At 38.1% G+C, this 21,248-nt stretch carries 24 protein-coding genes; 13 read left to right on the top strand and 11 right to left on the bottom strand.

Annotation, left to right across the window (positions count from 1 at the left end; all coding sequences use genetic code 11):
* Position 1: 1 nt before the first annotated feature.
* The 3 genes from mutS to M0D58_RS10835 form a co-directional block, all read right to left on the bottom strand.
* Complete coding sequence (gene mutS / locus M0D58_RS10825; protein WP_248389147.1) at positions 2-2,590, bottom strand: DNA mismatch repair protein MutS; 2,589 nt, start codon at positions 2,588-2,590, stop codon at positions 2-4.
* Between the two features lie 154 nt (positions 2,591-2,744).
* Positions 2,745-3,614, bottom strand: coding sequence for a cupin-like domain-containing protein (locus M0D58_RS10830; protein WP_248389148.1), 870 nt, complete (start codon positions 3,612-3,614; stop codon positions 2,745-2,747).
* An 81-nt stretch (positions 3,615-3,695) separates the two neighbouring features.
* Positions 3,696-3,860, bottom strand: a complete 165-nt coding sequence (locus M0D58_RS10835; protein ID WP_169231716.1) for a hypothetical protein — start codon at positions 3,858-3,860, stop codon at positions 3,696-3,698.
* Positions 3,861-3,967: 107 nt separating this feature from the next.
* On the opposite strand from M0D58_RS10835, the gene M0D58_RS10840 reads away from it, so the two are divergent.
* The 9 genes from M0D58_RS10840 to M0D58_RS10880 all read left to right on the top strand — a co-directional run bounded on the left by M0D58_RS10840 (position 3,968) and on the right by M0D58_RS10880 (position 11,831).
* Positions 3,968-4,867: a bestrophin family protein gene (locus tag M0D58_RS10840; protein WP_248389149.1), complete on the top strand. Its 900-nt coding sequence runs from the start codon at positions 3,968-3,970 to the stop codon at positions 4,865-4,867.
* A gap of 37 nt (positions 4,868-4,904) precedes the next feature.
* Complete coding sequence (locus M0D58_RS10845; RefSeq protein WP_248389150.1) at positions 4,905-5,435, top strand: RNA methyltransferase; 531 nt, start codon at positions 4,905-4,907, stop codon at positions 5,433-5,435.
* A 185-nt stretch (positions 5,436-5,620) separates the two neighbouring features.
* Positions 5,621-6,271, top strand: coding sequence for a CBS domain-containing protein (locus M0D58_RS10850; RefSeq protein WP_248389152.1), 651 nt, complete (start codon positions 5,621-5,623; stop codon positions 6,269-6,271).
* A gap of 7 nt (positions 6,272-6,278) precedes the next feature.
* On the top strand, positions 6,279-7,145 hold the full coding sequence (locus tag M0D58_RS10855; protein WP_248389154.1) for an NAD kinase: 867 nt from the start codon (positions 6,279-6,281) through the stop codon (positions 7,143-7,145).
* 70 nt (positions 7,146-7,215) lie between these two features.
* The gene (gene fbaA / locus M0D58_RS10860) at positions 7,216-8,286 is read left to right on the top strand and encodes a class II fructose-bisphosphate aldolase (RefSeq protein WP_248389156.1); all 1,071 of its coding nucleotides are present in this window, start codon (positions 7,216-7,218) and stop codon (positions 8,284-8,286) included.
* 89 nt (positions 8,287-8,375) lie between these two features.
* Positions 8,376-9,230, top strand: coding sequence for an acetyl-CoA carboxylase, carboxyltransferase subunit beta (gene accD, locus M0D58_RS10865; protein WP_072885032.1), 855 nt, complete (start codon positions 8,376-8,378; stop codon positions 9,228-9,230).
* Between the two features lie 53 nt (positions 9,231-9,283).
* On the top strand, positions 9,284-9,796 hold the full coding sequence (locus M0D58_RS10870; protein ID WP_248389158.1) for a DUF6973 domain-containing protein: 513 nt from the start codon (positions 9,284-9,286) through the stop codon (positions 9,794-9,796).
* 157 nt (positions 9,797-9,953) lie between these two features.
* Positions 9,954-11,357: a nucleoside recognition domain-containing protein gene (locus M0D58_RS10875; protein WP_248389160.1), complete on the top strand. Its 1,404-nt coding sequence runs from the start codon at positions 9,954-9,956 to the stop codon at positions 11,355-11,357.
* Between the two features lie 81 nt (positions 11,358-11,438).
* Positions 11,439-11,831, top strand: a complete 393-nt coding sequence (locus tag M0D58_RS10880; protein WP_248389162.1) for a hypothetical protein — start codon at positions 11,439-11,441, stop codon at positions 11,829-11,831.
* A 14-nt stretch (positions 11,832-11,845) separates the two neighbouring features.
* On the opposite strand, the gene M0D58_RS10885 is transcribed toward M0D58_RS10880, so the two are convergent.
* The 4 genes from M0D58_RS10885 to M0D58_RS10900 all read right to left on the bottom strand — a co-directional run bounded on the left by M0D58_RS10885 (position 11,846) and on the right by M0D58_RS10900 (position 14,564).
* Complete coding sequence (locus tag M0D58_RS10885; protein WP_248389164.1) at positions 11,846-12,727, bottom strand: ferric siderophore ABC transporter substrate-binding protein; 882 nt, start codon at positions 12,725-12,727, stop codon at positions 11,846-11,848.
* Between the two features lie 34 nt (positions 12,728-12,761).
* Positions 12,762-13,160 carry an ExbD/TolR family protein gene (locus tag M0D58_RS10890; RefSeq protein WP_248389165.1) on the bottom strand — a complete coding sequence of 133 codons (399 nt, stop codon included), beginning with the start codon at positions 13,158-13,160 and terminating at the stop codon, positions 12,762-12,764.
* Positions 13,161-13,219: 59 nt separating this feature from the next.
* Complete coding sequence (locus M0D58_RS10895; protein ID WP_248389167.1) at positions 13,220-13,924, bottom strand: MotA/TolQ/ExbB proton channel family protein; 705 nt, start codon at positions 13,922-13,924, stop codon at positions 13,220-13,222.
* A 178-nt stretch (positions 13,925-14,102) separates the two neighbouring features.
* A complete protein-coding gene (locus M0D58_RS10900) occupies positions 14,103-14,564 on the bottom strand; it encodes a hypothetical protein (RefSeq protein ID WP_248389168.1) in 462 nt (153 codons plus the stop codon).
* Positions 14,565-14,857: 293 nt separating this feature from the next.
* On the opposite strand from M0D58_RS10900, the gene M0D58_RS10905 reads away from it, so the two are divergent.
* The 3 genes from M0D58_RS10905 to M0D58_RS10915 all read left to right on the top strand — a co-directional run bounded on the left by M0D58_RS10905 (position 14,858) and on the right by M0D58_RS10915 (position 17,641).
* Positions 14,858-16,654: a DUF885 domain-containing protein gene (locus tag M0D58_RS10905; RefSeq protein ID WP_248389169.1), complete on the top strand. Its 1,797-nt coding sequence runs from the start codon at positions 14,858-14,860 to the stop codon at positions 16,652-16,654.
* Between the two features lie 83 nt (positions 16,655-16,737).
* Entirely contained in the window at positions 16,738-17,127 is a 390-nt protein-coding gene (locus tag M0D58_RS10910; RefSeq protein ID WP_248389170.1) for a DUF1398 domain-containing protein, read from the top strand.
* Between the two features lie 67 nt (positions 17,128-17,194).
* Positions 17,195-17,641: a DinB family protein gene (locus tag M0D58_RS10915; protein WP_248389171.1), complete on the top strand. Its 447-nt coding sequence runs from the start codon at positions 17,195-17,197 to the stop codon at positions 17,639-17,641.
* Positions 17,642-17,713: 72 nt separating this feature from the next.
* Here the strand turns inward: M0D58_RS10915 and M0D58_RS10920 are convergent, their stop codons facing one another.
* On the bottom strand, positions 17,714-18,334 hold the full coding sequence (locus M0D58_RS10920; protein WP_248389172.1) for an endonuclease III domain-containing protein: 621 nt from the start codon (positions 18,332-18,334) through the stop codon (positions 17,714-17,716).
* 32 nt (positions 18,335-18,366) lie between these two features.
* Here M0D58_RS10920 and bcp point away from each other — a divergent pair, with 32 nt between their 5' ends.
* Entirely contained in the window at positions 18,367-18,816 is a 450-nt protein-coding gene (gene bcp / locus M0D58_RS10925; RefSeq protein ID WP_248389173.1) for a thioredoxin-dependent thiol peroxidase, read from the top strand.
* 139 nt (positions 18,817-18,955) lie between these two features.
* On the opposite strand, the gene M0D58_RS10930 is transcribed toward bcp, so the two are convergent.
* From M0D58_RS10930 to M0D58_RS10940, 3 genes are read right to left on the bottom strand one after another with little or no spacing between them, the layout of a single operon-like run.
* Complete coding sequence (locus M0D58_RS10930; protein WP_248389174.1) at positions 18,956-19,498, bottom strand: GNAT family N-acetyltransferase; 543 nt, start codon at positions 19,496-19,498, stop codon at positions 18,956-18,958.
* Positions 19,458-20,132, bottom strand: coding sequence for a hypothetical protein (locus M0D58_RS10935; RefSeq protein ID WP_248389176.1), 675 nt, complete (start codon positions 20,130-20,132; stop codon positions 19,458-19,460). The genes M0D58_RS10930 and M0D58_RS10935 overlap by 41 nt, the downstream gene beginning before the upstream one ends.
* 31 nt (positions 20,133-20,163) lie before the next feature.
* Entirely contained in the window at positions 20,164-21,246 is a 1,083-nt protein-coding gene (locus tag M0D58_RS10940) for a mannose-1-phosphate guanylyltransferase (protein ID WP_248389178.1), read from the bottom strand.
* Positions 21,247-21,248 lie beyond the last annotated feature (2 nt).

Consider the following 21,248-nt stretch of genomic DNA (forward strand, 5'->3'; position numbering starts at 1 on the left):
ATTACCCTCCAATCATTTTTTTAATGGAATTCAGTTTCATTAAAGCTTCTATTGGTGTTAAAGTATTGATATCAATCTTTGTAAGTTCCTCACGGATATTTTCCAGAACAGGATCATCCAATTGAAAAAAAGAAAGCTGCATATTTTCTTCCGTTACCCTTTTGATGCTTTCCGAAGAGCTGCCCTGAGTGCGGCTGGCTTCAAGTGTTTTCAGGATTTCATTGGCTCTGTTGACTACTTTTGCAGGCATTCCCGCCAGTTTAGCCACATGAATCCCGAAGCTGTGCTCGCTTCCACCCGGAATCAGTTTTCTTAAAAAAATGATATTGCCTTTATTCTCCTGAATGGAAACGTGGAAATTTTTCACACGCTCAAAGTTCACCGTCATTTCATTCAGCTCATGATAATGCGTTGCAAATAACGTTTTTGCCTGCGTAGGATGTTGGTGAAGATATTCGGCAATGGCCCAGGCGATGGAAACACCATCATAGGTGGAAGTTCCGCGCCCGATTTCATCTAAAAGGATCAGACTGCGTTCTGAAATATTATTCAAAATATTAGCCGCCTCATTCATCTCTACCATAAAGGTTGATTCCCCTGCAGAAATATTATCTGTAGCGCCGACTCTGGTGAAAATTTTATCCAGAATCCCTATTTCAGCATATTTTGCAGGAACAAAACTTCCGATCTGTGCCATCAGGCAAACAATTGCCGTCTGACGGAGAATAGCCGATTTACCGGCCATATTTGGCCCTGTAACCATGATAATCTGTTGGGAATCTTTATCCAGATAAATATCATTCGGAATATATTTTTCTCCTAAAGGAAGTGCATTTTCAATAATCGGGTGCCGTGCTTCTTTTAGATCAATCGCAAAAGTTTCATTTAAAACAGGCTTTGTATAACTTTCAGAAACAGCAAGTTCGGACAATCCAACCGCCACATCAAGCTGCGCAATAATATGTGAGTTTTCCTGAATCTGATCCATATAAATGATCGTGTCTCCGCACACTTTTCTGTAAAGTTCATTTTCCAGAACCCCTATTTTTTCTTCCGCACCCAGAATCTGGTTTTCGTATTCTTTGAGTTCTTCGGTAATATACCTTTCTGCATTCACCAGCGTCTGCTTTCTTAACCAGTCTGCCGGAACTTTATCTTTATGCGTATTTCTTACCTCAATATAATATCCGAAAACATTATTAAAATCAATCTTAAGACTGGAAATTCCGGTTCTTTCAATTTCACGCTGACACATTTCATCAAGGAAACCGCGGCCTTTCGACTGCAATCCTCTTAGTCTGTCCAGCTCTTCAGAGATTCCGTCTTTAATCACATTTCCTTTCGCCAGGTTCACGGGCAGTTCGTCATTCAGGTGATTCTGAAGGCATTTGATTAGTTCTTCCTGGTCATACAGCGGATCAAGCCACGCCAATACATCGGCGTGAGGATGAAGCAAACCTTTAATCTTATGAATATTAATAAGGCTTTGGCGAAGATATCCCAGTTCTTTCGGTGAAATTTTTTCCGCTGCCAGTTTTCCCATTAGCCGGTCAAGATCCGAAATTGATTTCAAAAGCAGGGAAATTTCATATTTCAGATGATCATTTTCATTTAAAAAGTCAATTAAAGAAAGCCTTCTGTTGATTTCGTTAACAGACTTCAGTGGTAAAATAATCCTTCTTCTCAAGAGCCTTCCACCCATCGGTGTAGAAGTTCTGTCGATAATATCGAGTAAAGATTTTCCCTGCGCATTGCTTGGATAAACAATTTCGAGATTTCTCAGTGTGAAATTATCCATCATCAGAAAATCTTCCTGTGGAATAATCTGAATCTTTGTAATGTGAGATAATAAATTGTGGTGTGTATCTTCAACCAGATAAGCAAAAATAGCCCCTGCTGCGGTAATGGCCAGCTGTTGGTTTTCAATCCCGAATCCTTTTAACGAATTGGTTTTAAAATGATTCGTAAGTTTTTCATAGGCAAAATTATATTGATAAGCCCAGTCTTCCAGCTTAAAAGCACTCCTGTTCTTAAGCTGCTCCGGAATCTGAACACTTCTCTGATAAATAATTTCGCTCGGATCGAATGTATGAACAATATGAAGCAGCTTTTCCAGATTTCCTTCACTTACCAGAAATTCACCGGTAGAAATATCCACCAGCGCAATTCCGAATTTTTCTTTTTCTTTATGAAGGGAAAGCAAAAAGTTATTCTTCTTTGAATTAAGTACCTGATCATTGAATGTCACCCCCGGTGTAACCAATTCCGTGACCCCTCTTTTTACAATTCCTTTCACCATTTTCGGGTCTTCCAGCTGATCACAGATGGCGACTCTTATCCCGGCTCTTACCAGTTTCGGAAGGTAAGAATCTACAGAATGATGCGGAAATCCAGCCAGTTCGATATGTCCTTCTCCATTGGCTCTTTTGGTGAGAACAATTCCTAAAATCTGAGATGTTTTAATGGCATCCTGGCCAAACGTTTCATAAAAGTCTCCTACTCTGAATAGTAAAAGTGCATCAGGATATTTTGCCTTGATGGTATTATACTGTGTCATTAACGGAGTTTCTTTCTTCGCTGCCTTTGCCATTAAAATTCTGTCTTAAAATTGGTCGGTAAAAATAGGAAATAAAATATTAGCAGTAAAGTGCTTTATGATTTCTCACAGATCGCCCCAGATCACATAAATAATTGATTTTTTTGCGTTAAAGAATATAAAACTCTGTGAAAATCCGCGGGAAAAATTAAACGTTATGCTTGGCCAATGCCCTGGAGCTCTTCTCATAAGCCCATTTCTGCTTGTAATTCACCCATTTCGCTTTAAAAAGTTTTCGCATAAGCTTATCAGTATACCTCATGATAAATACATGATACAGCATATTGGCAAAGACAGCTGGCTTGTTGGGCAATGCACGAAGCGACATGGAAAATCCAGGCTCGAGATACCTGTTGAAATGCCAGAAACCTCCGGGAATAAAAAGCGCATCGCCGTGTTCCATAAAAATCTCATAACCCCGTGCATGTTTCAATGCCGGAAACTTTTCATAATCAGGATTTTCGTAATCTAAATCATATACCGTGTGCACCGACATCGGAACTTTGTATAAAAAAGCCGATTGTTTTTGATCAAACAGAAGAATTCTTTTTTTTCCTTCAAAGTGAATATGCAGAAAATCACCCAAGTCCACATCATAATGCATCAGTACATGCGCTTTACTGCCTCCGAAAAACAGCGTTGGAAGCCTTTTGAAAAACTTCATCCCCAAATCAGGATAGGTGAAATTTTTAAGCAGTTCCGGAAGACGGTCGGTAATGATATAAAAGAAAATGCGCAGATCAGAAGGTTTCGTTCTGATCGTATCAATATAATCCTCCATTTTCATATGGGTAACCGGTGCATCGGAACTTTTGGATGCATCGGCGGGTTTGTTATCATAAAGCGGAACATCCTGCCCGCCGGCTTTTTCGCGGATAAAATCAAAATTCCATTTATCAAAAGCTTCCCATCGGCTTGCAAAATTCTTGATGAGCAATGGTTTATGCTTTTTAAAATAGTTGTTCTGAAAATCTTCTTTGCTAATATCAGTGACAATATCTACGTTTCCGAGGATCATTTGGTGGTGTTTTTAATTTCGAAATAAAAGTAAGGTTTTTTTGAATTTTGTAAAAATTTTAACCGATATCAGACATCAATTTTATTTCAGCAACCAAATTAAAAAGGAAATTATTCCTCCGAGAAACAAAATGGCGCATCCCTGAGGCGAGCTGTTTTTTCTTCTTTTTCTTCCAAAGGTGCTTACATAGTGTCCGCTTACCCATTTTCCGTCTCTTCTGAAATGTCCTTTTCTATAATATCCCATAGTAATTGTTTTTACAAAGAAAAAATGAATCACAAGATAAAATTTATGGTTTTCCGTAAAACAAAAGTAAAAGTGAAATTTTATATTTGTACGGACTAACCAATTTTATGAGAGTTTACAATACCAAACATTTCCTGAAAATCCTTTTCAGCCTGCATAAAAGCGATACCCTGAAAATTCTTTTCCCGACCATGATTCTGGTAGGATTGTATTCCTGGGGAATTGAATATCTTGAAGTAGAATACCTTCACCTTTCTTCCAAATCGCCCATCAGCAATGTGAGCATGATCCATTCCCTTTTGGGTTTTGTGCTTTCCTTATTGCTGGTTTTCAGAACAAATACAGCTTACGACAGATGGTGGGAAGGAAGAAAACTCTGGGGGAAACTGGTAAATGATTCAAGAAATTTCGCGATTAAGATCAACACGATTCTTGCCAACGACAGGAAAAATGCCGAACAGATTGCACGGTATCTGAAATTTTTCCCGCACTTTTTGGCTAAGCATCTTTCAAAAGAATCTACAAGACTTGCGCTGGACGAAGATTATTCCGAAATTGAAGAATATATCAAACATCACGGTCCCAGTGAAATTGTGATCCTGCTGACGCACAAGCTTCATCAGCTTAAAAAAGAAGGCAAAATAACTGATGTGGAAATGCTCTATCTTGACACGCAACTTTCAGGCTTCCTGGATGTGTGTGGTGGCTGTGAACGTATTAAAAACACTCCGATTCCCTATTCTTACTCCTCTTTCGTTAAAAAATTTATCATTTTATATGTTCTGGCTTTGCCGGTAGCCTACGTTATTTCAATTGGCCTGTTTATGATTCCGCTTACGGTTTTTGTCTATTATGTTTTAATGAGCCTTGAGATGATTGCCGAAGAAATTGAAGACCCGTTCAATAATGACGAAAATGATATTCCGATGGAAACGATCGCGCAGAATATTGAAAGAAGTGTTCATCAGATCATGTATTCTGGAAATAACAAATCTGGAAGCATTTAAAAATCGTACATATTTATAACCATTAACAAAAAATACATTGGTACAGAAATTAAAACTGGAAGAGCTGAACAGAATTGATGTGGAAACCTTTAAGACGACAGAAAAGATTCCGTTAATTGTTGTTCTGGACAATATCAGAAGTATGCATAATGTGGGGGCCACTTTCAGGACAGCAGACGCTTTTCTGATTCAAAAGATCATCCTTTGCGGAATTACTCCTCAGCCGCCGCACCGTGAAATTCACAAATCAGCATTGGGAGCAACAGAAAGTGTTGACTGGAAATATGAAAATGATATAATCACCGTTATTAATGAGTTAAAATCAGAAGGATTTGAAGTAATCGGGATTGAACAGACAACAGACAGTAAAATGATTACGGATTTTACTATTGATTCGTCTAAAAAATACGCAGTGATCCTGGGAAATGAGGTGGAAGGAATCAGCGATGAAGCATTGGCTCATATTGATTTATTTATTGAAATTCCTCAGCTGGGAACCAAGCATTCACTCAACGTGAGTGTTTGCGGCGGAATTGTAATGTGGGAGTTTGCAAAAGCCCTGAAATGAAAAAACTGCATATGTCTAAAAGACAGTGCAGTTTGAAATAAATCTAATAAAAAGTAAAAATGAAAGGCGACAAAGATACCCAATTTTTTGTCACAAACAAATTTTAAAATCATTTTTTTATTTTTTAGAGAAAAAAAGTTTGACATTCGGAAAAAGTTTCGTTTAATTTTTTATAAATTAGCACAATGTTTATCAAGGAATATATCTCAAAAGACTTTCCATGCTTTAGCCTGACTGACTCCATAGAATCAGCAAGAGATACGCTGGAAGCGTTTGGATATTCTCATATTTTCATCAAAAAATCCCATCATTTTTACGGTGCTCTTGCAGAAGACTTTCTTTATGAAGAAGAAGGTACCCTAAAAGATCTTGAACATCAGATCGAGCGATTCGCCATTCTTGAAGATAACAATATTATGGACAGCATCAGGTTATTTTATACCTTCAATGCCAACATCATTCCTGTTATCAACAAAAATGAGAAATACCTGGGTTATATAAGCTGTGAAGATATCTTTCAGGACTTATCGAAATATCCGCTGTTTTCAGAATCGGGAGCCATTCTCACCATTGAGACTTCTTCCAGAAAATATTCAATGACGGAGATTGCCAATATTGTAGAAAGCAACAATTCCAAATTTTACGGAGCTTTTATCAGCAATATGTCTGAAGATGTAATCCAGGTGACCATCAAAATAAGCAATGAAAATCTGAGCTCCATTGATGAAACATTCGACCGGTATGATTACCGGATTGTGCAAAAGTATTATTCTGATGAAAAATCAGATCTGCTTCAGGACAGATTCGGGTTTTTCCAAAAATTTATAGAAATATAAAAAACTAATGAAGGCAGCCATATATTCCCAGAAAAAAGATTTAGATACCTTTTTATATTTAAGCAAATTTATTTCCGAGCTTGAAAACAGAGGCGTAAAATCTGTTTTGTATGATGAAATGGCTGAAGCTCTTCAGTTCTCAAAAATTTTTGAAACCTTTAACTGCAAACAGGATCTTCTGGATAAAGAAGTGGATCTTTTCTTCACTTTTGGCGGGGACGGAACTATCGTTAATTCCTTAACCTTTATTGAAGACCTGGAAATTCCGATTGTGGGAGTAAATACCGGAAGACTGGGATTTCTCGCGAGCTTTACCAAGGAAGAAGCGTTCAATGCACTGGATTCCATTTTAAAAGGAGATGTGAAAACCAGCCGACGCTCTGTTATTGAAGTGACATCTCCGGAAATAGAAGACTTTTTTCCTTATGCGCTGAACGATGTTACTGTTTCCCGAAAAGAAACTACCTCCATGATTACGGTAGATTCTTATATCAACAATGAATTTCTTAATGTATTTTGGGGTGACGGCGTTATTGTCTCCACTCCTACCGGTTCTACCGCATATTCTTTAAGCAGCGGCGGACCCATCATTTCTCCGAATAACGAAAACTTTGTCATCACACCCATCGCTCCGCATAATCTCAATGTGAGACCATTGGTGGTGAATGATAAGGTAGAAATTAAATTCAAAGTGGAAAGCCGCGTACCACAGTATTCGCTTTCATTAGACTCTCGTCTGATACATATCGAAACGGATAAGGAAATCATCATTAAAAAAGCCGATTTCCAGATTCTTCTCGTACAGCCGAATAATCTCAGCTTCTACGAAACGATCCGCCAGAAGCTGCTTTGGGGAAGAGATAAAAGAAATTAAGAATTAAGCAAAAATGATTACCTTTACAGGAATTTTACAAACCCTAATAATTTATATTAAAAAGTAAAACATGAGCAGAATTTTCCCGGCAGGAGTTGCCACAGGTCAATTAGTTACTGATATTTTTCAGCATGCTAAAGAAAACAAATTTGCATTACCGGCAGTAAACGTAATTGGTTCAAGCAACGTAAATGCGGTTATGGAAACTGCAGCGAAACTAAACTCCCCTGTAATTATTCAGTTCTCTAACGGAGGTGCTGCTTACAATGCAGGAAAAGGATTAAGCAATGACGGACAGAAAGCGGCAGTTTTAGGAGCGATCGCCGGAGCAAAACATATTCATACTCTAGCAGAAGCTTACGGAGCGACTGTAATACTTCATACTGACCATTGTGCAAAAAAATTATTGCCTTGGATCGACGGTTTAATGGATGCTAACGAAGAATTCTACAAGCAGACAGGAAAATCACTTTATTCTTCTCACATGCTGGATCTTTCCGAGGAGTCTTTAGAAGAGAATCTTGAAACTTCTGCTAAATATTTTGAAAGAATGGCGAAAATGCAAATGACGCTTGAGGTGGAAATCGGGGTAACAGGAGGTGAAGAAGATGGTGTTGACAATTCTGACGTTGACAATTCAAAATTATATACGCAGCCTGAAGATGTAGCTTATACGTATGAAAAATTAAAAGCTATTTCAGAAAACTTTACAATCGCTGCAGCTTTCGGAAATGTTCACGGGGTGTACAAGCCAGGAAACGTAGTTCTTACTCCTAAAATTCTGGATAACTCCCAGAAATATGTTCAGGAAAAATTCGGAACTGCTGAAAAACCAATCAATTTCGTATTCCACGGAGGTTCAGGATCTACTTTGGAAGAAATCAGAGAAGCAATTGACTATGGAGTAATTAAAATGAATATTGATACGGATCTGCAGTTTGCTTACACAGAAGGCATCAGAGATTACATGGTTAACAATATTGATTATCTGAAAGCTCAGATCGGAAATCCTGAAGGAGAAGAAAAACCGAACAAGAAATTCTATGACCCAAGAGTTTGGGTAAGAAAAGGAGAAGAAACATTCGCTAAGAGACTTGTTCAGGCATTTGAAGATTTAAATAACGTAAATACGCTTAAATAAAATTATTAATGATAAGTGATGATTAATAATTGATCTCAATTAACCGTTTTCATCATTTATCATTTATCTTTCATCAATATATAAACAATATGGCATTCGAGTGGTTTAAGAGAAAAGCACAAAATATTACGACCTCTACTGATCAGAAAAAAGACGTTCCTAAAGGTCTTTGGCATCAGACACCGTCAGGAAAAATCGTAGAACATGACGAATTGAGAAGAAACAATTACGTTTCTCCTGAAGATGGATTTCATGTAAGAATAGGAAGTGCAGAATTCTTTGACATTCTTTTTGACGAAGGTAAATTTACGGAACTGGACGCCAATGTAGAAAGCATTGATATTCTGAATTTTAAAGATACAAAACCATATGCAGACCGACTGAAAGAAGTTAAAGCTAAAACGAAGCTTACCGACTCCATCAGAAACGCTGTAGGAACCGTAAAAGGAACTGAAATGGTGGTTTCATGTATGGATTTTGCTTTCATTGGCGGTTCTTTAGGATCAGTTATGGGAGAAAAAATCAGAAGAGCCGTAGACTATTGTATCCAGAAAAAACTTCCGTATATGATTATCTGCCAATCCGGTGGAGCCAGGATGCAGGAGGCAACGTACTCTCTGATGCAGCTGGCGAAAGTTCAGGCTAAGCTGGCTCAGCTTTCTGAAGCAGGACTTTTATACATCGCTTATCTTTGTGACCCTACTTTTGGAGGAATTACGGCTTCATTCGCAATGACTGCAGATATCATCATGGCAGAACCAGGTGCACTTATCGGTTTTGCAGGGCCAAGAGTTATCCGTGAAACTATCGGAAGAGACTTACCGGAAGGCTTCCAGACTTCGGAATTCCTTCAGGAAAAAGGATTCGTTGATTTCATCGTGAAAAGGACCGAAATTAAGGATACCGTTTCTAAAACCGTAAACCTGTTAACTGTAAAAGCTTAATTTTTAACGAAATACAACAATCTCTCTCTGATTCGGAGAGAGATTTTTTATTGATGAGAACGTTCAGTATATTTTTCAATACAATCAGGAGCATGAGCCTTAAAAAGATCATGCGTCTTTTGTCGCTTGTTCTTCCTCATCCTCTTTTCTCCTTATTAAGTTTTCATGCGACACTTCAGGCCTATTCCATTGCGCAGAAAAAATTCCCCAAAACAGCTTCTACCAATGGAATTGGAAACGCTTTCAGACATGCTTTATGGTGCTGCTTTATTATGATGTACTGCTGTAAAATTTCATCTCCTGAAAAAGCACTAGCCTTCTGCAAAAGAATGACAGACCTTCATGAAGAACTGTTTCCCAATAAACCTCTGGAAACGAAAATGGACCTTCACAATAATAAATTCGGGATGGATTATTTCATGGAACTTCTTCCCGGAATCCACCGCCAGTTTTTTGAAAAAAGCTTTTTTATAGATGGTTTAGAAAAGAAAATGAAGACCGCTAAAATCCTCAAAAACCTGGATGATGATTTTGATGGGTTCTTGGTGTATCTGGATGAAAAATAAGTAAATGTGAATGGTAAATTAGCCATGCAAGTGAATTTTAAATAAGATTAAAAATTGACAAGCGAAGCGGATTGACCAGAAGGAATTGACTATTGACACACATCCCTTTGTCATCTGAAGTTTTTTTGATAAGTTTAACCCATATTAATTCAATCGGATGGTTCTCAGCAGAATTTGGTCGGCTTTTATTATTATTGCCATTGCCATTGCCAGTGTAAAATACATTTCATCAAGCCATTATAAAACCATATTTAATGATATGGTGGTAGGTAAAAGCGGCGACACGGTACAGATTGCAACACAGAAAATGAACACGCTTTCTCCGTTGGTAAAAGACAGTCTGACCCAAAAACCGGATTTTGCAGATAGCCGGATCCATTATAAGACAGATTCTTTACAACAGGATGTGAAAGTATATCGTATTCAGGAAGCAGACGGTGTGATCGGAACCTCCGAAACCGCCGTGAAAATTTGTCTTGGACTCATCGGTATTATGACCTTATTTATGGGTTTTATGAGTATTGCTGAAAAAGCCGGCGGCATCAATCTTCTGAGCCGTTTGATCCAGCCCTTCTTTTCAAAGCTTTTCCCCGAAATTCCCAAAAACCATCCTGCTTTCGGACATATGCTCATGAACTTTAGCGCCAATCTTCTCGGACTTGATAATGCAGCAACACCTTTCGGTTTAAAAGCCATGGAAAGTTTACAAAGCTTAAACCCCAATAAAGATACCGCGAGCAATTCACAGATCATGTTTTTGTGCCTCCACGCAGGTGGGATGACCTTAATTCCCGTGTCAATTATTGCAATCCGCGCTTCAATGGGCTCAAAAACCCCGACGGATATTTTCCTTCCCTGTATGATTGCGACTTTTGCAGCAACGCTGGCCGCCATGATCATAGTATCTTTGTATCAGAAGATCAATCTCTTAAGACCGGTTGTGATTGCTTACGTTGGAGGAATTTCAGCGATTATAGCATTATTGGTTTTGTATCTGGTACAGCTTAGTAAGGATCAGCTGGATGACTTCAGTAAAGTATTGAGCAATGGCTTGATTCTTTTTATCTTTCTTGGAATTGTTCTTGGCGCAGTCTATAAAAAAATTAATGTTTTTGATGCTTTTATCGAAGGCGCAAAAGAAGGTTTTACCACTTGTGTGAAAATTATCCCATATTTGGTGGGTATGCTGATCGCCATCTCTTTGTTGAGAACTTCAGGCGTTTTTGATGTCATTATTGATGGAATGAAGTGGGTAGCTTACCATGCGAATCTTGATGCGAGATTTGTCGACGGGCTTCCGACAGCTTTAATAAAACCTTTGTCTGGTTCTGGTGCGAGAGGCATGATGGTGGACACGATGGCAACTTTCGGAGCCGACAGTTTCCAGGGTAAACTGGCCGCAGTGCTTCAGGGAAGCTCAGATACGACGTTTTATGTGATTGCCGTATATTTCGGGGCCGTTGCTGTGAAAAACACGAGATACACGGTCATTGCAATGCTTTTGGCCGATCTGGTGGGAATTATCACTTCTATTGCACTGGCATATTTATTTTTTGCTTAAAAAACTCAAGGTTCAATGTTTAAGTTTTAAACATTGAAGTATCATATGATAACCTTAAACACTAAACTTTAAACCACAACTATGATTACAGATAAAGAATTTACATTAAGATTAATACGTCAGCTGAGCCAGGCATTGGAAAAACTCATTCTGGATAAACCGGAAGAAAGTTTAATGCAGAAAGATCTGGATTTCGATTCGTTAATGAGAGATATTTTTAAGATGAACTTCTCTGAAGTATCTTCAAAAACGAAAGAAGAGCTGATCGAAATGATCAACGAAAGACAAGAAAGAGATCACAAAGATTATTATGAAATGCTGGGTAATCTCTTTTATTTTAAAGGAAAAACAGAAATCAATAATGACTTTCTGGATAAAGCCAGAACGTTCTACGAACGCTATCTTCAAACCAGCGGAATTTTTGCGCTTCCGGTGATCAACAGAATTTCAGAAATAAAAAAAGCACTTGACTAAAGTGCTTTTGTATGTTAAAAAGTGATTTTATAAGTTCCGGTGGAAGAAACACTGGCTCTCTCAGCTTTTACATATTTCTTTACCCAAGAAATAGCATTTGAGGTGATGCATGGATCGGATGTTCCACCTGATCTTCTTGCAGACACTACATTTCCTGCTTTATCAACCGTATAAGATATGGTGATTGTTCCGCTTGCAGTACAGCTGTTCGCAGGTTGCGCTCCCCCTCTTCCCATTGTTCCCGGTATGAAGCCCACCAGCTTTCTGTCGATTCCCACTCTGCTGTCGCCGTTTCCGTCTCCACCCAAAGGATCTCCTGCATTTCCGATGCCGTCTCCATCTCCCTGGCTTCCGGCTTTAGTTCCTCTTCCTCTGATGAGATTTCCGATGGCTGCAGTTCCTTTTCCGTCACCGTTTCCTGTTTTTGAATTGGAAGTTACCGCTCCTGATTTTTTAGTGTTTTTAGCAGCACTTGTGCTTGCAGCAGATTTTTTAGTTTCCGCTTTGGATTCTTCTTTTTTAGGTACCGTTATTTTTGAATTATTTCCGGTAATAATTTTTTCTTTTGCTTCAGATTTTTGGGTTTCAGGCTGAGGCTCAGGTTTTAAAACGGTTTTGGTTTCCGGAACAGCGGCTTCTGCAGGATCAGTAACATTTTCCGTTGCTGCAGCCAAGCTTCCCGGCTGATCGGCAGGTTCTTCTGCACCGTTTCCGTTTCTGTTGTCTCCAAAGTTTACCAGCATGGTGGTTACAATTTCAGGCTGCTCATCCAGCTCTGGTTTCAGCTTATATAAAAAAACAAACAGCAGGATGGCAGACCAGATCAGGATAGAAAGCAATGCACTTTTTACCCGGTCTCTATTTTGTTCATTTTTATCTATAATATGGCTCCTCATTTTAAAAAGATCATTTCCGAAAGTTTCGGAATTGTTATTTATCTTTAACTGTCGCAATGGCAATATTGAATTTGTATTTCTCAGCAATTTCCATTACAAAAACAACATCTTTGTGCATAGTATTTTCATCAGCCCTGATCGTAAAAGATTTATTGGTCTGATTAGTCAGCTTATTCACGATCGTCTGTTCAAGCTGTGCTTTTTCTACAGGACTGTCGTCTACAAAATAAGATCCGTCCGGCTTGATGCTTACGGTTAAAGGATTTGGTATATTATCTTCAACAGCTCCCGTTTTAGGTAACTTTACATCGATGGCACTTTGATTGGCCGCGGATGATGTTACCATAAAGAAGATCAGCATCAGCAGGATAACATCGGTCATCGCTGCGAGACTGAACTCAGGATTTGCTTTATTTCTTCTCTGAATTTTCATCTGTTTATTTTTACTAATTTTTAAAGATCAGACGGAACCTTACGGTTTCATATGAAGATTTATAAAGGTTTGTTGATAAGATCTAAAAATTCTCCGGACATGTTCTGTGCTTTCAATACAAACTTATCAATTCTTGTTAATAATAAATTGTAGAAAAAGTTCGCCGGAATTGCTACTGCAAGTCCCACCGCTGTTTGTCCCAACGCCGTGTAAATACCTTCTGACAAAGTTTTAGGTGAAAAAGATCCGCTAGCGTGAGAAAGGTTAAAGAAAGCGATAATCATCCCGATTACCGTTCCCAAAAGTCCCAGCATCGGAGCAATACTTGGTACTACCGCCAAAAGATTAAGGTTTTTTTCCATATTGGCAACCTCAACCTGTGCCTGGGATTCCATTGCACTTACGATATCGGAAACCGGTCTTCCCAATCTTGAAATTCCTTTTTCCAGAATACGGCCTTCAGGAGAGTTTTGTCTTTTACAATAATCCAGTGCAGATTCCATTTTTCCTTCTTTGATAAAGTCTTCAATATTATCCATGAAGTTGGCATCCGTTTTAGAGGTAAGCCTTTTAATAAAGAAAAAACGTTCAAAGAACAGATATACGGAAAATACACCGAGCAGGAGTACGGTCACCATTACTATTTTGGCGAAGGCACCTCCGTGAAACATGATTTTCCAAAATGAAAATTCTAAATCTTCCGCCGCTACCGTAGGTGTAGCAACCTGTGCAAACAAAATCTGAGTAAGTTCCGTTATCAGCATTAATCTGTATTTTTATAAGAGTTGTAACGACAAATGTACTGGAATATTATGAAATGGTATCTTAAAAAATGCTTAAAACACATTAAAATTTGTTATTTTCAGCAATAGCAAGTTTCTTTTCAAAAAAATCTGAAAAGAAAACTGTATAAAATTTCGGAGAAGAAGAGAACGTTAAATGTTAATCTTCGTCTACTTCAATATCATCCTGGCTAAATTCGCATTTCAGCCTGAAAGGAATCGGAGCATTGGAACCTGTGTAAAAATCATCAATGGTTCCTTTCCACACAACCTGAAGCTCGCCTTTTTCATTTTTATCAAACAGCAGCTCATTATCGTAGATAAAAGCATCCTCGTCATCGAAAAGATCTACTTCTGTAAAAGTGTCTTCATCAGAATCATTAATCATAATTGTTTTCCCTTCTATTTCCGCAGATTCAATAGGGAAATCAAAAACCTCAAGTGAAAGTTGAGGAAAGTTGTACTGCAGAGAATCATCCTCCACATGATCCAGACCGTCATCCGTGATGATCTCAACCTCTAAAAAATGCTGCTGGTTGCTGTAAACCGCTTTACAATAAGTGTTTCTGATATTGTACTTTAGCGTTTCGTCCGGATGGTAAATTTTTAAAATCCCTTTCATTTTTTCTTAAAAAAGAGCTGTAATAATATGATTGTTAAACGTTTTCAACAAAGATAAAAAATAGATTGAACGTGAAAAATTTTTTGAAAATTATTTTTTAAAATCATTATTTATGAAAAGTGTTGAATAATGTCATGAATGCATTATGCAAACACTAATCTTAATCATCCGGATAATTATGCTTCACCAATTAAAGTCTGTTTTAAACGAGCTCTCCCATTCATGTAGAAAATCTTTTACTGCTTTTCTACTTTAAATATTTACATTTGTTTTTTATAAAGAATTTCCGAAGAATGAAACATATCATATCGAAAAGCATTGTAGGTTTGAGCCTGGTGCTGAGCCTCACTTCCTGCAAAAAATCTGATTCCCCTTTAACCAAAGTCACGCCCTCTAATATCGATTCTATTGCTTCCAATTATTATGAGCAGTACCTGAAACTTTATCCGCTTGACGCCACTTCGCAGGGTGACTTACGATATAACGACCAGCTTCCGATCACCATTGATAAAGATTTTATTTCCGGGGAAGTGGCTTTTTATCGCTCCGTACAGAAACAGCTCGAAAACGTAGACTACAAAAACCTTTCCGATGAAGATAAAGTGGTTTATGATGTATTGAACTTCACACTGAAAGATAAAATCCAGGCGTACGATTATCATCCGGAATATATTCCTTTTACCCAGTTTGGCGGACTGCCGCTTAACTTTCCGCTTTATGGGAGCGGAGAAGGAAGCCAGCCTTTTAAAACAGAAAAAGACTACAGCGACTGGCTCAAAAGAATGGAAAAGTTTCCGGACTGGATGAACGCTGCAACGGATAATTTCCGGGAAGGGATCAGCAATAAGATGGTTTTACCTAAGAAACTGGTAATCAAAATGATTCCGCAGATGAGAGCCGAAGAAATCATAACTGCGGATTGGGAAAAGAATATTTTCTATGGGCCGGTAAGAAATTTCCCAAAAGATTTTACCAAAGAACAGAAAGATAAATTTTCAAAATTGTATAAAGATGCCATTACACAAAAGATCATTCCGGCTTATACAAAAATGGGAGACTTCTTAGAAAAAGAATATTTACCAAAAGCAAGAGATACAGACGGTTATAACAGTCTTCCTAACGGAAAAGAAATTTATCAGTATTACGCAAAAAGCTGGACTACAACAGATAAAACCCCTGAAGAAATCAATAAAACAGGACTTCAGCAGGTGGCCATGCTTCGTGCCGAAATGGAAAAAGTAAAACAGCAGGTGGGCTTTAGCGGAACGCTTGAGGAGTTCATCAGCTATGTAAAAACAGACCCAAAAGCGATGCCTTACAAAACATCAAAAGAAGTGCTGGATGCTTTTAATGGAATTTTAACGAAAATCACGCCTAAACTGAAAACGATGTTTTCCGTAACTCCAAAGACGAAGTTTGAGATCAGGCAGACGGAAAAATTCAGGGAAGCCAGTGCGAGTGCGGAATATATCCAGGGAACTCCGGATGGAAAAAGACCGGGGATTTTCTATGTCCCGCTTCCGGATCCGTCCAAATTCAATGTGACTTCAGGAATGGAATCTCTGTTTTTGCATGAGGCGATACCAGGACATCATTACCAGGTTTCTTTACAGCAGGAAAACACCAAGCTTCCGAAATTCATGAGATTCGGGTGGTTCGGTGCGTATGGTGAAGGATGGGCGCATTACTGTGAAACGTTAGGTCCGGAATTCGGATTGTATACGGATCCTTATCAGAAAATGGGCTATCTGAGTGACCAAATGCTGAGAGCTGTAAGACTTGTGGTTGATACAGGCCTCCATACCGGAAGAATGACAAGAGAAGAAGCTATCAAATATTTTCTGAGCAATATTTCTTATGATGAAGCCGGCGCAACGGCTGAAGTAGAACGATACATGGCAATGCCCGGACAGGCTTTAGGTTATAAAATTGGTTCTTTGAGGATTCGTGAGTTAAGGGAAAAATATCAGAAAGAACTGGGCGGCAAATTCAGCCTGGCCAAGTTTCATGATGAAATTCTGAATCAGGGCTGTCTTCCTTTGGATGTCCTGAACCGGAAGATGGAATTGTGGGCGAAAAAGCAGAAATAATTAATTTTTATCACAAAAGAACAAATATTTATATTCTTTTATTCCTTTTGCGGTAAAATCAAGCTTAATAAAAATACAAATAAATGTTTACTGTAGAACAAATTGAACATGCGCACAGCAAAGTACAGTCGGGTGCCGATTTTCCGAATTACATCAAAGAAATAAAAGAATTCGGTGTACAGTCTTTCGAAACCTGGGTAAAAGACAGTCATACGGAATATTTTGGAGAGAACGGCTACACCACAAAATCCCGGCCTCAATATGATGAACTAGCCGTTGAAAACAAAGTTGATAAAGAATTATTTATCAACCAATTAAAAAGTCATCAGCATGGTGAAACAGATTATATGAAATTCTGCGAAGACTGTGCCCGGACAGGAATTGAGAAGTGGATTGTGGATCTTAATCAATTTTCCTGCATCTATTATGATAAAGCAGGTAATACAATTCTTACGGAAGAAATTCCTCATTAAAAAACTAAAATTGATTCCCCGGTTACTAAGTTTTTCCAAGGATATTTCAGAACAAAAATCAAATAAAATGATACAAAGTTTACAATCCCTTTTCACAAGAGATTTAAATAAATTAAAAACAGAAATCGAATCTTATCAAAACGAAGAAAACATCTGGAAAACCGATAATAATATTTCTAATTCAGCCGGGAACCTTTGTCTCCATCTGGTAGGAAACCTTAATCACTATATTGGAGCCACACTTGGAAATTCCGGCTATATAAGAAACAGGGACCTTGAATTTTCATTAAAAAATATACCAAGGACAGAATTGATTCAGCAGATTGAAAGAACTATTGAAACTGTAGACCTTACGCTTGGAAATTTATCTGCGGAAGAACTTCAGAAAGCATATCCTTCCGAACCTTTGGGCTATGCCATGACAACAGAGTATTTCCTGATTCACCTGTTCGGGCATTTAAGCTATCATCTTGGGCAGATAAATTATCATCGAAGATTGCTTGATGTGAAGTAATTTAATCTTTTAAACTACCCGGCTAAATTTTTCGTGAAAATTTAGCCACCATTACCTCATTATTGCATGCCATTATTTTTCGAATAGCATTTTCGTAATAAAATCTTTCTCTCCTTTTCCTCTTGCCGGAGAATATTCTCTTCCATAGAAAATAATCTGGAGATGAAGTTTATTCCACACGCTTTCCGGCCATATGGCTTTTGCATCTTTTTCTGTTTCTACAACGTTTTTTCCGGAGGTCAGTTTCCATTGCGTCATTAAACGATGAATATGGGTATCTACCGGAAAAGCAGGAAATCCGAAACCCTGGCTCATCACTACTGAAGCCGTTTTGTGGCCTACTCCCGGAAGTGCTTCGAGTTCTTCATAAGTTTGCGGTACTACTCCATGATGTCTTTCCAAAAGCAGTTCTGCCATTCTTTTAAGGTTCTTTGCCTTCGTATTGGATAACCCGATTTCTTTGATCAGTTCCTTAATTTCTTCCACCTCCAGCTTTGCCATTTTTTGGGGAGTTCCTGCAATCCTGAACAGTTCCGGAGTAACCTGGTTTACTTTTTTATCGGTAGTCTGTGCCGAAAGTGCCACCGCAACCATCAACGTGTAAGGGTCGGTATGATCCAACGGAATCGGTACTTGAGGATACAATTTTTCCAATTCTCTCTGAACAAGCTCCGCTCTTTGCTTTTTTGTCATGTAACCATTAAATTTGAACAAAAATAAACATTATGCTTAAAGTCGGCGAAAAATTACCTCAATTTGAAGGAATAAATCAGGATGGAGAAACCGTACGTTCTGAACAATTAATCGGAAAGAAACTGGTTATTTTCTTTTATCCCCAGGCCAATACGCCAACCTGCACGGTAGAAGCCTGTAACCTGAGTGATAATTACTCAAAACTGGAAAAGGCTGGTTTTCAACTGTTGGGAATCAGCGGAGACTCGGTAAAAAAACAGAAAAACTTTCACAGCAAGTTTGCTTTTCCTTATGATCTCATCGCTGATGAGAGCCACGAAATTCTTGAAAAATTCGGAGTTTGGCAGGAAAAAACAACTTTCGGGAAAACGTATATGGGAATTGTGAGAACGACCTTTATTTTTGATGAAAAAGGAATCTGTGAAAGAGTTATTGAAAAAGTAACATCAAAGACTGCTGCGGAGCAGATTCTGGAAGGATAATTTTACAGCATATTTGTCATGCTGAAAGCATCTCAATGCAAACTTTTCAAGATTTTGTATAGATCCTTTCAGGATGACAAACTTAATGATTTTATATTTTAAGATTTCCTTCATTATCAATCATGTAAAGAACAGTAAATTACTCTGTTTCATAATACATCAACTCCTCCGGATCTCCCGGAATGGTAACAAATTTCTGAAATTTCAATCCCAGCTTTTCAATTAATTTTTGGGAAGAAGCATTATCTTTTGTAGTAATTGCTGAAAGTTTTTTTAAGCCAAAATCATTCATCCCAACTGATTTTATTTTTAAAGCCGCTTCGTAAGCATATCCTTTTCCTTCAAATTCTTCGAGGAGGGAGAAACCGATATCCATAACATCCAGCCCGTCTCTTTCAAATATTCCCACGCCTCCGATTTTTTGATTTCCTTCTTTGGTTAAAATTAAATAATTTCCAAAACCCAGTTTTTCAAACTGAGGAAGGAATCTCCGTTCAATATAATTTTCCGCATCAGCAACCGTCCTGATATAGCGGTCACCGATATACTGGATAAACTTGGGACTGTTATAAAGTGTAAGGATAAATTCGGCATCTTCCGCAGCCATAGGACGCAGGATCAGCCGTTCGGTTTCGTAAAACTTATCTCCGTTTTGTAGATTTGTTTGATTTTTTAGGCTCATCTTTCGGCTCTTCTTTTTTTTCAATTTTCAGCAATCTGGGATTATTGGTGCATTTTTTATTATACAGCTCAATATAAGATCCGTTGTCTTTTACGTTTAAAATCCCAACTCCGGATTTTGGAATCGTTAAGGTAAAATACTTTTTCTGATAAGGACATTCCTTTGATGTCAGTTTTCCTAAATCCAGATAATAGTTGGCTGAATCCTGGTAATAATTGGCCGCCAGATCTCTGAATTCTTCATCAATAATATATCCTTCCGTTGCGGCAAAAACTGCTGCATCCTGAATATTATCCACCTTACCGACAAATTTTCTGAGTGCTGTAAGATCGGTAATATATTCCGGAATATCCTTCGATAAAACCACGATATAGTAAAATGCGTCTTCATCAGCAATTCCTATATTGAATCCTGAAGATTGAGATTCAAAATCTTTTTTTACTCCTGACTGCTTTATGATATTGTCTTTTCCATAGCTTTTATGAATCAACATCCACGTATCATTTTTTGCATCAGGAATGATACTCTGCAAAATTGATGAAACTCCGGGAAACTGTTTTTTCTCCTGAGCAGAAAGTACTGTTCCGAATAAAAAGCAAATGAACGCAGTAAGCCTGTATGTAAACTTTATCATATTGAAAGAACGAAGATCAATCCGAATTATTTTACATGAACTTATCTCCCTTTTTAAGGTTTTTCAGATCCAATACATAATCTTTAATCAGCTGATCATGTTCTTTAGGACATATAAGCAGAACTTTATCCGTATCTACGATAATAAAATCTTTCAGAGAATCAACAATAACCGCTTTGTTGCTGTTTTTTATATTGATAATATTTCCCTCCGAATTGTAGGCTAAAATATGTTTTTGCTTGGTAGCATTTTGGTTTTCGTCTTTTTCCGTATTTTCAAATACGGACGTCCATGTTCCCAGATCACTCCATCCCAGGTCTGCCGGAATTACATAAACATTTTTCGCTTTTTCCAGAATCCCGTTATCAATTGAGATTTTCTGTACTTTAGGATAAATCAGTTCGATACAGCTTTGCTCACCTTCAGCATTATATTCGCATGCCATGAAGTGCTGGGTCATTTCAGGAAGATATTTTTCGAAAGCATGTTGAATACTTTTAACATTCCATATAAAAATTCCGGCGTTCCAGAGGAAATCTCCACTTTCAAGAAAACTTTTGGCGATTTCTAGAATTGGTTTCTCCGTAAAGGTTTTTACTTTGTAATAATCAGAATCTTGTTTATCCACAAATTGGATGTATCCGTATCCGGTATCCGGTCTTGTAGGGGTAATCCCGAGCGTAACAAGGTAATCATTTTTGGCAGCGAGATCCAGAGCAACTTCCGCTTTCTGCAGAAAAGTTTCTTCTTTTAAAATAAGGTGATCTGCCGGCAGAACAATCATGGTAGCGTCAGGATCAATTTCAGCAATTTTGTTGGCCATATAAAGATTGCATGGCGCAGTATTTTTCAGTAAAGGCTCTCCAACAATATTTTCCTGAGGAATTTCCGGCAGCTGCTGATGGGAAAGCTCCACATATTCTTTATTGGTGATCACAAATATATTTTCATCAGGAATAATCTTGCTGATCCTGTCATACGTCTGTTGGATCATTGTGCGTCCCACGCCTAAAATATCCTGAAACTGTTTCGGAAACTTCTGCGTACTTAACGGCCAGAATCTACTGCCGATTCCTCCCGCCATAATCACGCAATATCTATTTGATTTTGACATTA

Source organism: Chryseobacterium nepalense, from assembly GCF_023195755.1.
In the GTDB taxonomy this organism is placed as follows: Bacteria; Bacteroidota; Bacteroidia; order Flavobacteriales; family Weeksellaceae; genus Chryseobacterium; species Chryseobacterium nepalense.

Bases quoted from the DNA above. Each gene is read 5' to 3' on its own strand.
- M0D58_RS10880 (WP_248389162.1), top strand. From the start codon at position 11,439: ATGATTACAGATAAAGAATTTACATTAAGATTAATACGTCAGCTGAGC.
- M0D58_RS10885 (WP_248389164.1), bottom strand. From the start codon at position 12,727: ATGAGGAGCCATATTATAGATAAAAATGAACAAAATAGAGACCGGGTA.
- M0D58_RS10900 (WP_248389168.1), bottom strand. From the start codon at position 14,564: ATGAAAGGGATTTTAAAAATTTACCATCCGGACGAAACGCTAAAGTAC.
- bcp (WP_248389173.1), top strand. From the start codon at position 18,367: ATGCTTAAAGTCGGCGAAAAATTACCTCAATTTGAAGGAATAAATCAG.
- M0D58_RS10890 (WP_248389165.1), bottom strand. From the start codon at position 13,160: ATGAAAATTCAGAGAAGAAATAAAGCAAATCCTGAGTTCAGTCTCGCA.
- M0D58_RS10870 (WP_248389158.1), top strand. From the start codon at position 9,284: ATGAGAACGTTCAGTATATTTTTCAATACAATCAGGAGCATGAGCCTT.
- M0D58_RS10895 (WP_248389167.1), bottom strand. From the start codon at position 13,924: ATGCTGATAACGGAACTTACTCAGATTTTGTTTGCACAGGTTGCTACA.
- M0D58_RS10830 (WP_248389148.1), bottom strand. From the start codon at position 3,614: ATGATCCTCGGAAACGTAGATATTGTCACTGATATTAGCAAAGAAGAT.
- M0D58_RS10850 (WP_248389152.1), top strand. From the start codon at position 5,621: ATGTTTATCAAGGAATATATCTCAAAAGACTTTCCATGCTTTAGCCTG.
- M0D58_RS10940 (WP_248389178.1), bottom strand. From the start codon at position 21,246: ATGTCAAAATCAAATAGATATTGCGTGATTATGGCGGGAGGAATCGGC.
- accD (WP_072885032.1), top strand. From the start codon at position 8,376: ATGGCATTCGAGTGGTTTAAGAGAAAAGCACAAAATATTACGACCTCT.
- M0D58_RS10935 (WP_248389176.1), bottom strand. From the start codon at position 20,132: ATGATAAAGTTTACATACAGGCTTACTGCGTTCATTTGCTTTTTATTC.
- fbaA (WP_248389156.1), top strand. From the start codon at position 7,216: ATGAGCAGAATTTTCCCGGCAGGAGTTGCCACAGGTCAATTAGTTACT.
- M0D58_RS10835 (WP_169231716.1), bottom strand. From the start codon at position 3,860: ATGGGATATTATAGAAAAGGACATTTCAGAAGAGACGGAAAATGGGTA.
- M0D58_RS10910 (WP_248389170.1), top strand. From the start codon at position 16,738: ATGTTTACTGTAGAACAAATTGAACATGCGCACAGCAAAGTACAGTCG.
- M0D58_RS10930 (WP_248389174.1), bottom strand. From the start codon at position 19,498: ATGAGCCTAAAAAATCAAACAAATCTACAAAACGGAGATAAGTTTTAC.
- M0D58_RS10905 (WP_248389169.1), top strand. From the start codon at position 14,858: ATGAAACATATCATATCGAAAAGCATTGTAGGTTTGAGCCTGGTGCTG.
- M0D58_RS10840 (WP_248389149.1), top strand. From the start codon at position 3,968: ATGAGAGTTTACAATACCAAACATTTCCTGAAAATCCTTTTCAGCCTG.
- mutS (WP_248389147.1), bottom strand. From the start codon at position 2,590: ATGGCAAAGGCAGCGAAGAAAGAAACTCCGTTAATGACACAGTATAAT.
- M0D58_RS10915 (WP_248389171.1), top strand. From the start codon at position 17,195: ATGATACAAAGTTTACAATCCCTTTTCACAAGAGATTTAAATAAATTA.
- M0D58_RS10920 (WP_248389172.1), bottom strand. From the start codon at position 18,334: ATGACAAAAAAGCAAAGAGCGGAGCTTGTTCAGAGAGAATTGGAAAAA.
- M0D58_RS10855 (WP_248389154.1), top strand. From the start codon at position 6,279: ATGAAGGCAGCCATATATTCCCAGAAAAAAGATTTAGATACCTTTTTA.
- M0D58_RS10875 (WP_248389160.1), top strand. From the start codon at position 9,954: ATGGTTCTCAGCAGAATTTGGTCGGCTTTTATTATTATTGCCATTGCC.